Origin of the sequence: Streptococcus sp. SS-4456 (genome assembly GCF_036680365.1) — a bacterium.
Taxonomy (GTDB): domain Bacteria; phylum Bacillota; class Bacilli; order Lactobacillales; family Streptococcaceae; genus Streptococcus.
Map to the genome: position 1 here is coordinate 1 of NZ_JAVIHI010000058.1, position 10,879 is coordinate 10,879.

A 10,879-nucleotide genomic window follows, 5' to 3' on the forward strand; every position below is an offset into this window, starting at 1 on the left:
AAATTCCTGTTTGGGCTAGCCCAAACAACTTAACCTCTGGAACTCTAGTTATCAATGAACTTGTTGCACTTGACTTGACAACGTGCGAATTTTTATTATTCCCTGTTTTAATGCGAATAATATTTGACAAATGATTTCAAAATGTTATCATAAATAAAATAATTGTAGCGATAGCTAGTAACAAAAAAAGAAAAGAGGAAGAAAATGTCAAACTGGGACACTAAATTTTTGAAAAAAGGCTTTACCTTTGATGATGTATTACTTATTCCGGCTGAAAGTCATGTATTGCCACATGATATTGATTTAAAAACGCAATTAGCACCAAATTTGACACTTAATCTTCCAATTATTTCTGCTGCCATGGATACCGTAACAGATAGCAAAATGGCTATTGCTATGGCACGTGCAGGTGGCTTGGGTGTTATCCATAAGAATATGTCTATTGCAGAACAGGCTGAAGAAGTGCGTAAGGTAAAACGTTCTGAAAATGGTGTCATTATCGATCCATTCTTCTTAACTCCTGAGCACACAATCGCAGAAGCTGAGAAACTCATGGGGACCTACCGTATCTCTGGTGTGCCAATCGTAGAAACCATGGAAAATCGTAAGTTGGTCGGCATCATCACCAACCGTGATATGCGTTTCATTTCCGACTATTCACAGCCAATTTCTACCAACATGACAAGCGATGCTTTAGTAACAGCGCCAGTTGGAACAGATCTTGCGACTGCGGAGGCTATTCTTCACAAGCATCGTATTGAAAAATTGCCATTGGTTGATGAAAATGGTCGTTTGTCAGGTTTGATTACCATCAAAGATATTGAAAAAGTGATTGAGTTCCCAAATGCTGCCAAGGACGAATTTGGTCGTCTTTTGGTTGCAGGTGCTGTTGGTGTCACATCTGATACTTTTGAACGTGCTGAGGCTCTCTTTGAAGCGGGTGCTGATGCGATTGTTATCGATACTGCTCATGGTCACTCAGCTGGTGTTCTTCGTAAGATTAAAGAAATCCGTGAACACTTCCCAACTCGTACCTTGATTGCAGGTAATATTGCCACAGCTGAGGGAGCTCGTGCTCTTTATGAAGCTGGTGTTGATGTTGTCAAGGTCGGTATTGGCCCAGGTTCAATCTGTACAACACGTGTCATCGCAGGTGTTGGTGTACCACAAGTGACTGCTATCTATGATGCAGCTGGTGTTGCGCGTGAATATGGAAAAACCATTATCGCTGACGGTGGCATCAAGTATTCAGGTGACATTGTCAAGGCTCTTGCAGCTGGTGGTCATGCTGTTATGCTTGGTTCAATGTTCGCTGGAACTGATGAAGCACCAGGTGAAACTGAAATCTTCCAAGGTCGTAAGTTCAAGACCTATCGTGGAATGGGCTCTATCGCTGCCATGAAACAAGGTTCTAAGGATCGTTATTTCCAAGCCTCTGTCAACGAAGCCAACAAGCTTGTTCCAGAAGGAATTGAAGGACGTGTGGCCTATAAAGGATCTGTTGCAGATATGATTTTTCAAATGGTTGGCGGACTTCGCTCAGGTATGGGCTATGTAGGTGCCGGTAATTTGACTGAATTGCATGAAAATGCTCAATTCATCGAAATGTCGGGTGCTGGTTTGAAAGAAAGTCATCCACATGATGTCCAAATCACAAATGAAGCTCCAAACTATTCAGTACAATAAGAATAAGACCCTGATTGACAGGGTCTTTACTATTTTGTAAACCTAGTTGACAAAGTTGTAATTTTTTTAGTTCTATGTGAAGAGCTGCAACTGCAATTGGAGTTAGGGAAAGCCAGTTTACGAAGTAATAAAAAAGTAACTGAATATAAAATCAGTTACTTGCTTTCAACGATAGTACCAACCTGGATATGAAAGATTTTTAGACTTTCAGGTAGCCTATGTAAATGGTCTAAAGATGTCGTTGTAATAAATGTTTGAATCGTATCTGTAATAGTTTCGAGAAGTTTGAGTTGTCGATTGTTATCTAACTCACTCATAACATCGTCTAAGAGGAGAATTGGGTATTCTCTTGTGACTTCCTTCATCAGCTCGATTTCAGCCAGTTTGAGTGATAGAACGAGACTGCGGTGCTGACCTTGGCTACCATAATGGGCATTCATTCCATTTATAAAGAAAGCTACATCATCCCGATGTGGTCCAACTCCTGTATTTTTCTTAAATAAATCACGTTTACGAGACTTTTCAAGTTCTGTCAAGAATTTGTCAATTAAATTGACATCATCTGTCAATCCGATTGAGGATTGGTATTCGATAGTCAATTCTTCCCGACTGCCAGATATTTCTTGAACTTTTCTGTTTCCAAATTCCTCTAGTTTTTTGAGGAAATCAAGTCGATGTTGGATAACACGACTGCCATATTCAGCTAGTTGCTGGTCAAGTACAGATAGAAAGGTTTCGTCTACTTTTTCAGTGGATTTTAGGTAGGCATTACGTTGTTTGAGAGTGTGGTTATAATTAGTCAAATCAGAGAGGTAGAGTGGTTTGATTTGACCGAGCTCGACATCGATGAACTTTCTTCTCAAAGCAGGGGCACCTTTAATCAGCTGTAAATCTTCTGGTGCGAAGAGGACTACATTCATATGTCCTATATAATTGGATAGTTTGGCTTGCTTGAGATGGTTGACCTTGGTAATTCGTCCCTTTTCTGTCAAGTGGATGTCAAGTGGTACTTTACCATTTGTACGATGAAGTAAACCAGAAATAGATAGCTCTTTTTCTTGAAATTGGAGCAGGTCCCTGTCCGTTCGAGTACGGTGGCTACGTGTCAAGGCTAAAAAGTAAATAGATTCCAAAACATTGGTTTTACCTTGGGCATTTTCACCCAAAAAGACATTGAGTCCTTTGTTGAACTCAATATCCTGTTGACTGTAGTTACGAAAGTGCCGTAATTCTAATCTTTCAAGCCACATGTTTACATACCAGGAAAGCGGACAGGCTTCTTATCGGCTTTTTTTGTACTTTTTTTAGTAGGGGTTACTTGTTTCTTATTCTTTTTATTTTCTTGATTTAACTTTTTAACGATTGCAGCCACACGTTCTTTTTCAGCTTGTTCTTCTTGGTGTTGCTGTATTTCTTCTGTACTAGGTGCAACGATTGTGATACTAATGTTGTGGTCAGGTAGCGTGATAATATCACCGATGCGGATTTTTTTACCTCGTCTTTTTTCGTCTTCTCCGTTAAAAAGGATAGTATTTTCTTCAAGGAAACCTTTAATGGCCCCTCCTGAGTGTAAAATACCAGTTATTTTTAGTAATGCTTGTAATGTGATGTAGTCATCAAATAATTTAAATTCCATAAGTCACCTCGTTACAGAATATTATATCACAGAAAAATGATATAATGGAAGGTACAATGTTTGAAAGAGGAAGAAGATGAAATTACAAGAAGGAATTGATTTGCATTTTATTGAAACAGATCAGTTTACTACAAATAGAATAAAAGTGCGTTTTGCAGCCGAGATGAATGAGGCGACGGTAGCAGGACGTGTGCTAGTTGCTAATATTCTGGAAATGGGCAACCAAGATTATCCAACGGCTCAGGCGATGCGTAGACGGTTGGCAGAGCTATACGGAGCACATTTCTCAACGTCTGTTGCTAAACGTGGTCGTGTACATCTAGTTGATTTGACCATTTCTTACGTCAATCCACGTTATTTGCCTAATAATGAAGATATTACCCTAGCAATTCTTGATTTTTTATATGCCTGCCTATTTCGTCCTCTCAAGCAAGGTCAGGGGTTTGATCAGAAAATCTTTGAAGTGGAGAAAAAGAATTTAATCAATTTTCTTGAGTCTGAGGTAGAAGATAATTTCTACCATGCTGATGTCGAATTAAATAGGTTATTTTATCAAGATGAGGCCTTACAAATTCCGCGAGTTAGTCGTCTAGACTTAGTTGAGCAAGAAACAGCAGAATCGGTATTTAAAATCTATCGGAATATGTTGCGGGTAGATAAGATTGACATCTTTGTCATTGGAACTGTCAATCAGGACTTGGTTCGAGAAAAATTGGAAACCTTCAAATTTACTTATAGAAAACCTAAGTTAGAATTAGAATATCAGCAGAATTATTCAAAGGTTACTCGCGAGAAGGTCGAACGCAAACAGGCAAGACAATCCATTTTAGAATTGGCTTATCATTTACAAGTTCTTTACAACGATGCAAACTACCCTGCCTTAGTTGTTTTTAATGGTTTACTAGGGGCCTTTTCACATTCTAAATTATTTGTAAATATCCGTGAGAAGGAGAGTTTGGCCTATACAATCGGAAGTCAGGTGTCTATTTTTTCTGGAATGATGAAGGTTTATGCAGGCATCAGCCGTGGAGACCGTCTAAAGGTTATGAAGCTGATTAGTAAGCAGATTCTTGATTTGAAGCGCGGAAAGTTTACAGAGGATGAATTAGAGTTGACAAAGAATATGCTTATTCATTCAGCAACCCTTGCCCAAGATAGACAGAATAACTTGATAGAACAGACCTACAACCAGATAAGTATGGGGGAACGTAATTTAACATGGTTAGAATGGATAGAAGCTGTAAAGTTGGTGTCAATTGAGGATATTGTTCGAGTGGGCAAGATGATAAATTTACAGGCTGTTTACTTTATGGAGGGAACAGAGGAATGAAACTAATCGAGAAAAAGTATCCGTATATGAAAGAACCTGTCTATCAGACACAACTTGACAACGGGTTGACAGTCATTCTCTTGCCTAAGACCGATTTTCATGAAACTTACGGAGTGATAACGACAAATTTTGGAGCTTTACATACCCATATTCTTTTTGAAGATGGCAAGTCTAGTAGCTATCCTGCTGGTATCGCACATTTCTTAGAGCATAAGTTGTTTGAAACGGAAGATGAAGAAGATGTCATGAATGAGTTTTCGAAATTTGGTGCCAGTGCCAATGCTTATACCAGTTTTAGACAGACCAGCTATCTATTTTCAACAACTCAGGAAGTGTTGCCAGCACTATCTTTGTTACAATCATTTGTTCGTCAACCTTATTTTACAGATGAAAACGTGGCACGAGAACAAGGGATTATCGAACAAGAAATCGAAATGTATCAAGATGATGTCGATTATCGATTGTTTACAGGAATTTTAGGGTCACTTTACCCTCAAACTCCCTTGGCTCATGATATTGCTGGTACGGTTGCTTCGATTGAGCAGATTACAGCAGATGATTTGTATGAGAATTTTGATCTGTTTTATCATCCGTCCAATATGAATTTATTCGTCATTGGTAACTTTGATTTGGATCAGGTATGGCAGCAGATTTCAAGTTATCAGGCAGCGCAACTTGATGAAAAACTGCCTAGGTTTGATATAAAGGCAATTGAAAAACTGCCTATTCTTCAGCACCGTATGGAAGAGTTTGAAGTATCTACTCCAAAATTAGCAGTTGGTTTACGGGGAAATGATGAATTTGAACCTGCTGAAATGCAGCAGTATCGCCTGTGCTTACAGCTTTTGTTTGCCATGTTGTTCGGTTGGACTTCTAAACGCTATCAGAACCTGTATGAACAGGGGAAAATTGATTCCTCATTCCAGTTTCAACTAGAAGTTACTCCAGACTATCATTATTTGGTTATTTCTGGTGATACGCAGGAGCCTATTACCTTGTCAAGTATGCTGATGAGGGCTGTTCGCAATTTTGAACGAGATGAGGATATCAATGATGAGCATTTGCAACTGCTGAAGAATGAAATGTATGGCGATTTTATCCGTAGCTTGAATTCCTTGGAATTTACAGCTAGTCACTTTGTGGCTCAGTATTCGGATGTTGAGAATGTATTTGATTTGCCACAATTGGTGGAAGAAATAAATTTAGAGGATATTAGGGAGGCAGGCCGTCGTTTTATTGGTCAGTGTGACATGACTGATTTTACGATTATTCCCAAATAAAAGGACCTAACTCATCGAAATTTCCTTAGATTTTTGTTAGAATAGAGTATTGTATATTAGTGAATAGAGGGGAGAGTTAGTAGTGCGACAAAAGAGTATTGGTGAGGTACTTAGAGCAGCGCGTGAGTCACGAGGTTGGACCTTTGTTGATTTGCAGAGAATGACGAAAATCCATGCAAGGTATTTGCAAGCATTGGAGTACAATGATTTTGATTCCATTTCTGAAGATGAGGATGTTGATTACGTCTTAACGGTTTATGCAGATGCCTTAGAATTGGATGCGGATGTTCTGTTAGAAGCCTACGATAGCAATAGTTTGATAAAGTATCGTGAAGAAGGCGAGGAGGAAATCTTAGCGGCAGAATTGAAAAGAAGCTATCGGGTAAAAAAGAAAGATCATAGATCCTTTCTTCCCTTGATTTATCTCTTACTTGCTTCAGCTTTCATCATTATTTTTGTGACCTATATAGCATATAGCCGTATGCAAAATCAGGTGTTGCCTGCTTCGGAAACTTCCTACTCTGTTGTTGGGCAAACTGCTACAAGTACGTCTTCTGAAACGAGCACACCAGAGCAGTCCACAACTTCGTCAAGTAGCATTTCTGCTAAGAATATTAGCATTTCAGGTAGTGGAGATTACATTGTAGCGACTGTTACAGAAACTGTTTATCCAGTAGAAGTTACCCTTTCAGTTAAAGATGCTACTAGTTGGGTCAGTCTATCCGGAACAGAATTGGCAGAGGGAGTGGTACTTTCTCCTGAAAATCCGACGGTTACGACTAGCCTGCCAGAAGGCACCAGCGAAGCCTATCTTGTTTTAGGTGTAGTGAAAGGGGTAGATATTACTATCGCCGGTCAACAATTGGATACGAAAGCATTAACGAGTGATACAGGTTCTATTGGACTTGTATTTGAATAAAAAGGAAATACAATGAAAAAAGAAAATATTCCAAACGCTTTTACAGTCGGACGGATTTTGATTATTCCAATCTTTATCCTTCTTCTTACTGTCTGGCAGTCAGCTATTAGCCATATTTTAGCGGCAGTCATTTTTGCCCTAGCAAGTATTACGGATTATCTGGATGGTTATCTGGCTCGTAAGTGGCAGGTAGTGACAAACTTTGGTAAGTTTGCAGATCCGATGGCTGATAAGATTTTGGTTATGTCTGCCTTCATTATGTTGGTGGAACTTGGTTTTGCTCCAGCATGGGTGGTGGCCATTATTATCTGTCGTGAATTGGCAGTAACCGGTCTTCGTTTGCTCTTGGTTGAAAATGGTGGAACCGTTTTGGCAGCAGCTATGCCAGGTAAAATTAAGACATTCTCACAGATGTTTGCGGTGATTTTTTTGCTATTGCATTGGAGTTTGTTGGGTCAGATTACGCTTTATATTGCACTTTTCTTTACCCTTTATTCAGGCTATGACTATTTCAAGGGTGCATCTTTCTTATTCAAAGATACGTTCAAGTGATGACAAATATTATTGAAGTAAAAAATCTTAAGTATAAATATAGTCAAGATGATGAGGATTATACCTTAAACGATGTTTCGTTTCACGTGAAACAGGGTGAATGGTTGTCCATCATCGGTCATAATGGTTCAGGGAAATCAACAACTGTTCGTTTGATTGATGGATTATTGGAAGCTGAGTCTGGAGATATTATCATTGATGGTGATGTCCTAACAGTTGATAATGTCTGGGATAAGCGACGTTTGATTGGTATGGTATTTCAAAATCCAGACAATCAATTTGTAGGTGCTACAGTTGAAGATGATGTTGCTTTTGGTTTGGAAAACCAAGGAATAGCCTTGGAAGAGATGCGGAAACGGGTAGATGAAGCCTTAGAATTGGTTGGAATGGCTGATTTTAAAACCCGTGAGCCTGCTCGTTTATCTGGTGGTCAGAAGCAACGGGTAGCTATTGCTGGAGTAGTGGCCTTGCGCCCTAAAATTATCATTTTGGACGAGGCTACATCCATGCTGGATCCAGAAGGTCGTCTTGACTTGATTAAAATTGTTCAGGAGATTAAGGATCGGCATGGGATGACGGTTATCTCTATCACGCATGATTTAGATGAGGTGGCTTTAAGTGATCGTGTTATTGTGATGAAACGAGGTCAGGTTGAGTCAGTCAGCACTCCTACGGAGCTTTTTATGCGGGAGGATTTAGCAGACTTGGATTTAGATAAACCTTTCACGACAGAACTGGCTACATCTTTGCGTCAGGCTGGATTTGATTTACCGCTTCGCTATTTTACAGAGGAAGAATTAGAGGAAACTTTATGGGAATTGCTCTCCAAGAAGTAAGCTACACCTATCAAGCTGATACGCCTTTTGAGGGACGTGCGTTATTTGGTGTGGATTTGGAGATTGTTGACGGCTCTTATACGGCGCTTATTGGGCATACGGGTTCGGGGAAATCAACGATTTTACAACTCTTGAATGGATTAAATGTGCCGACAGAGGGAAGAGTGGTTATTGATGACTTTGTGATTACAGCGACGTCAGAAAATAAGGATATTAAGCAAGTAAGGAAGAAAGTTGGCCTTGTTTTCCAATTTCCTGAAAGCCAAGTCTTTGATGAAACAGTCTTAAAAGATGTTGCTTTTGGTCCGCAAAATTTTGGAGTTTCTCAGGAAGAGGCTGAGCAAATTGCTCGTGAAAAGCTGGCCTTGGTTGGAATTGATGAGAGCTTGTTTGAACGTAGTCCCTTTGAGTTATCAGGTGGTCAAATGCGTCGGGTAGCTATTGCTGGTATTCTAGCCATGGAGCCAAGCGTTTTGGTCTTGGATGAACCAACAGCTGGTCTGGATCCTGCTGGTCGTCAAGAATTGATGGCTATTTTCAAGAACCTTCATCTGTCTGGGATGACCATTGTTTTGGTCACTCATTTGATGGATGATGTGGCTAATTACGCTGATTTTGTTTATATTATGGAGAAAGGAAAGTTGGTTGGTTCTGGTAAACCAACAGATATTTTTCAAGAGGTTGATTTTTTGGAGAGTATTCAACTGGGTGTTCCTAAGATTACCAAGTTTGCAGCGAATTTGGAGAGAAGAGGTTTTGTATTTGAACGTCTTCCGATTACTATCGAAGAATTTACAGGGATGGTGACGCATGGATAAATTGATTTTGGGTCGCTATATTCCAGGTAATTCTATTCTTCATCGCTTGGATCCGAGAAGTAAACTCTTAGCCATGTTTGGCTTTCTCTTAATGATTTTCTGGGCCAATAATCTGGTAACAAATGCGTTATTGATTGGTTTTGTATTGGGCTTGGTTGTTTTATCACGTATCCGTTTGTCTTTCTTTATCAATGGTTTAAAACCAATGATTGGGATTATTCTCTTTACAACCTTTTTCCAGGTTTTCTTTACACCCGGGGCGACAATTCTGTGGGAGTTTTGGATTTTTAAATTGTCTGTAGAGGGTTTGCAACAGGCGGGTATTATTTTTGTTCGCTTTGTTTTGATTATTTTCTTCTCAACCCTATTAACCCTGACGACAACACCGCTCAGTTTAGCAGATGGTATTGAATCAGGTCTGGCACCTTTGAAACGCTTTAAGGTTCCTGTACATGAGATTGGACTGATGCTGTCTATGAGCTTGCGTTTTGTGCCGACCTTGATGGATGATACTACTCGAATTATGAATGCGCAAAGGGCGCGTGGAGTGGACTTTAACGAAGGCAATCTTATTCAGAAGGTAAAATCCCTTATTCCAATTTTAATTCCGTTATTTGCATCCAGCTTTAAAAGGGCTGATGCTCTGGCAACGGCAATGGAAGCGCGTGGTTATCAGGGTGGAGAAGGTCGGACCAAGTACCGTATTTTAGCTTGGAAGAAGGCGGATAGCCTAGCCATTCTGATTATGGTTGTCTTGGCAGGAACTCTATATTTATTTAAAAAGTCTTAAAATAGTAAGCGTTTTACCAAATTGTAATATTTTTTTAAATAAAAAGTAATACAATGGTAGTAAGATAGGAATAGTTATGATAAATAGATAGAGGATAGTTCTTTTTGATGAAAAAGAGTTTTATAAGTAAGTTTATCAAAGGTATAGCAGGGGTTATTGTTATTTCAGTTCTTGTTTTATGTGGACTGATGTTGACAGGTAACTATTCTTATACCAAGCTTGTAAGAGCGGTGTCAAATGCGCCCTATAATGTGGTCAATGCTATAAGTAAGATTGGTAGTGGATCTGGGTCTACAACAGAATACGTTGCTGTCAGTCCTAGTTTCGAGTTGGGATATGATAAGATACTGACAAGAGATGCAAGCTATCAACCTCTACGGGTTGAAGTGCCAACTATTAGGTTTGGAGAACCACAGGTAATTGAAGTATCAGAGGTTCACGAAACGACCTCAGTAGAGGAAGTAACAGAAGCTGAGCAAGTAGATATTGGTCTGACAGAAGACATTCATCAGGATAGTCATGTAGAAGATGTTGCAGTTGAATTTGGGACTGAAGCAGTGACAGCTAGCACAGAGATAGCACAAGTACATGTACAAGCGGATAGTCAACCAGCCCAGCTAGTTACTGTTTCAACTGGTGCGGCAGTTGACGATGCAACTGCTAAAGAATGGATTGCTCAAAAAGAATCAGGTGGTAGCTATACAGTTACTAATGGTATTTACATTGGACGTTACCAATTAAGCAATGCCTATTTGAATGGTGACCATTCACCAGAAAACCAAGAGCGTGTAGCAGATGAATATGTACTGCAACGCTATGGTTCATGGTCAGCAGCCTATCAGTTTTGGTTGGCAAATGGTTGGTATTGATAGGAACGAGATGTCTAGGTTTAGCCTAGGCATTCATTTGTTCTCTCATTTCCGTCCTCATTATAAAAAGGTGGCTCTTTGTCAACTGTAGTGGGTAGATGAAAAGCTAACACCTAGAGAGGACGAACTTCGTTCTCTCTTTTTCAATATTCAAAGCGATGTA

Annotated in this window: 11 protein-coding genes; 9 read left to right on the forward strand and 2 right to left on the reverse strand. The window is 39.6% G+C overall.

What is annotated here, in order from left to right; translation table 11 throughout:
* Positions 1 to 204 precede the first annotated feature (204 nt).
* On the forward strand, positions 205 to 1,686 hold the full coding sequence (gene guaB / locus RFK25_RS10785) for an IMP dehydrogenase (RefSeq protein ID WP_332413418.1): 1,482 nt from the start codon (positions 205 to 207) through the stop codon (positions 1,684 to 1,686).
* A 155-nt stretch (positions 1,687 to 1,841) separates the two neighbouring features.
* On the opposite strand, the gene recF is transcribed toward guaB, so the two are convergent.
* Positions 1,842 to 2,936 (reverse strand): DNA replication/repair protein RecF, encoded by a 1,095-nt coding sequence (gene recF / locus RFK25_RS10790; protein ID WP_332413419.1) that lies wholly within the window; start codon positions 2,934 to 2,936, stop codon positions 1,842 to 1,844.
* A 2-nt stretch (positions 2,937 to 2,938) separates the two neighbouring features.
* A complete protein-coding gene (gene yaaA, locus RFK25_RS10795; protein WP_332413421.1) occupies positions 2,939 to 3,322 on the reverse strand; it encodes a S4 domain-containing protein YaaA in 384 nt (127 codons plus the stop codon).
* 76 nt (positions 3,323 to 3,398) lie between these two features.
* Between yaaA and yfmF the strand changes: the two genes are divergently transcribed.
* The 8 genes from yfmF (at position 3,399) to RFK25_RS10835 (ending at position 10,716) form a co-directional block, all read left to right on the forward strand.
* Positions 3,399 to 4,652 carry an EF-P 5-aminopentanol modification-associated protein YfmF gene (gene yfmF, locus RFK25_RS10800; protein WP_332413422.1) on the forward strand — a complete coding sequence of 418 codons (1,254 nt, stop codon included), beginning with the start codon at positions 3,399 to 3,401 and terminating at the stop codon, positions 4,650 to 4,652.
* Positions 4,649 to 5,932 carry an EF-P 5-aminopentanol modification-associated protein YfmH gene (gene yfmH / locus RFK25_RS10805; protein ID WP_332413423.1) on the forward strand — a complete coding sequence of 428 codons (1,284 nt, stop codon included), beginning with the start codon at positions 4,649 to 4,651 and terminating at the stop codon, positions 5,930 to 5,932. The genes yfmF and yfmH overlap by 4 nt, the downstream gene beginning before the upstream one ends.
* An 82-nt stretch (positions 5,933 to 6,014) precedes the next feature.
* Positions 6,015 to 6,851, forward strand: a complete 837-nt coding sequence (locus tag RFK25_RS10810; RefSeq protein ID WP_332413425.1) for a helix-turn-helix domain-containing protein — start codon at positions 6,015 to 6,017, stop codon at positions 6,849 to 6,851.
* A gap of 12 nt (positions 6,852 to 6,863) precedes the next feature.
* Positions 6,864 to 7,403 (forward strand): CDP-diacylglycerol--glycerol-3-phosphate 3-phosphatidyltransferase, encoded by a 540-nt coding sequence (gene pgsA / locus RFK25_RS10815; RefSeq protein ID WP_332413426.1) that lies wholly within the window; start codon positions 6,864 to 6,866, stop codon positions 7,401 to 7,403.
* Positions 7,403 to 8,239: an energy-coupling factor ABC transporter ATP-binding protein gene (locus tag RFK25_RS10820; RefSeq protein ID WP_172050550.1), complete on the forward strand. Its 837-nt coding sequence runs from the start codon at positions 7,403 to 7,405 to the stop codon at positions 8,237 to 8,239. Before pgsA ends, RFK25_RS10820 begins: the two co-directional genes overlap by 1 nt.
* On the forward strand, positions 8,215 to 9,057 hold the full coding sequence (locus RFK25_RS10825) for an energy-coupling factor transporter ATPase (protein ID WP_332413427.1): 843 nt from the start codon (positions 8,215 to 8,217) through the stop codon (positions 9,055 to 9,057). Before RFK25_RS10820 ends, RFK25_RS10825 begins: the two co-directional genes overlap by 25 nt.
* Positions 9,050 to 9,847 (forward strand): energy-coupling factor transporter transmembrane component T family protein, encoded by a 798-nt coding sequence (locus RFK25_RS10830; RefSeq protein WP_332413428.1) that lies wholly within the window; start codon positions 9,050 to 9,052, stop codon positions 9,845 to 9,847. The genes RFK25_RS10825 and RFK25_RS10830 overlap by 8 nt, the downstream gene beginning before the upstream one ends.
* Positions 9,848 to 9,954: 107 nt before the next feature.
* Positions 9,955 to 10,716 (forward strand): hypothetical protein, encoded by a 762-nt coding sequence (locus RFK25_RS10835; RefSeq protein ID WP_332413429.1) that lies wholly within the window; start codon positions 9,955 to 9,957, stop codon positions 10,714 to 10,716.
* The last annotated feature ends 163 nt before the right edge of the window (positions 10,717 to 10,879 follow it).

Coding starts and splice junctions, on each gene's coding strand:
- guaB (WP_332413418.1), top strand. CDS start 205: ATGTCAAACTGGGACACTAAATTTTTGAAAAAAGGCTTTACCTTTGAT.
- recF (WP_332413419.1), bottom strand. CDS start 2,936: ATGTGGCTTGAAAGATTAGAATTACGGCACTTTCGTAACTACAGTCAA.
- yaaA (WP_332413421.1), bottom strand. CDS start 3,322: ATGGAATTTAAATTATTTGATGACTACATCACATTACAAGCATTACTA.
- yfmF (WP_332413422.1), top strand. CDS start 3,399: ATGAAATTACAAGAAGGAATTGATTTGCATTTTATTGAAACAGATCAG.
- yfmH (WP_332413423.1), top strand. CDS start 4,649: ATGAAACTAATCGAGAAAAAGTATCCGTATATGAAAGAACCTGTCTAT.
- pgsA (WP_332413426.1), top strand. CDS start 6,864: ATGAAAAAAGAAAATATTCCAAACGCTTTTACAGTCGGACGGATTTTG.
- RFK25_RS10820 (WP_172050550.1), top strand. CDS start 7,403: ATGACAAATATTATTGAAGTAAAAAATCTTAAGTATAAATATAGTCAA.
- RFK25_RS10825 (WP_332413427.1), top strand. CDS start 8,215: ATGGGAATTGCTCTCCAAGAAGTAAGCTACACCTATCAAGCTGATACG.
- RFK25_RS10830 (WP_332413428.1), top strand. CDS start 9,050: ATGGATAAATTGATTTTGGGTCGCTATATTCCAGGTAATTCTATTCTT.
- RFK25_RS10835 (WP_332413429.1), top strand. CDS start 9,955: ATGAAAAAGAGTTTTATAAGTAAGTTTATCAAAGGTATAGCAGGGGTT.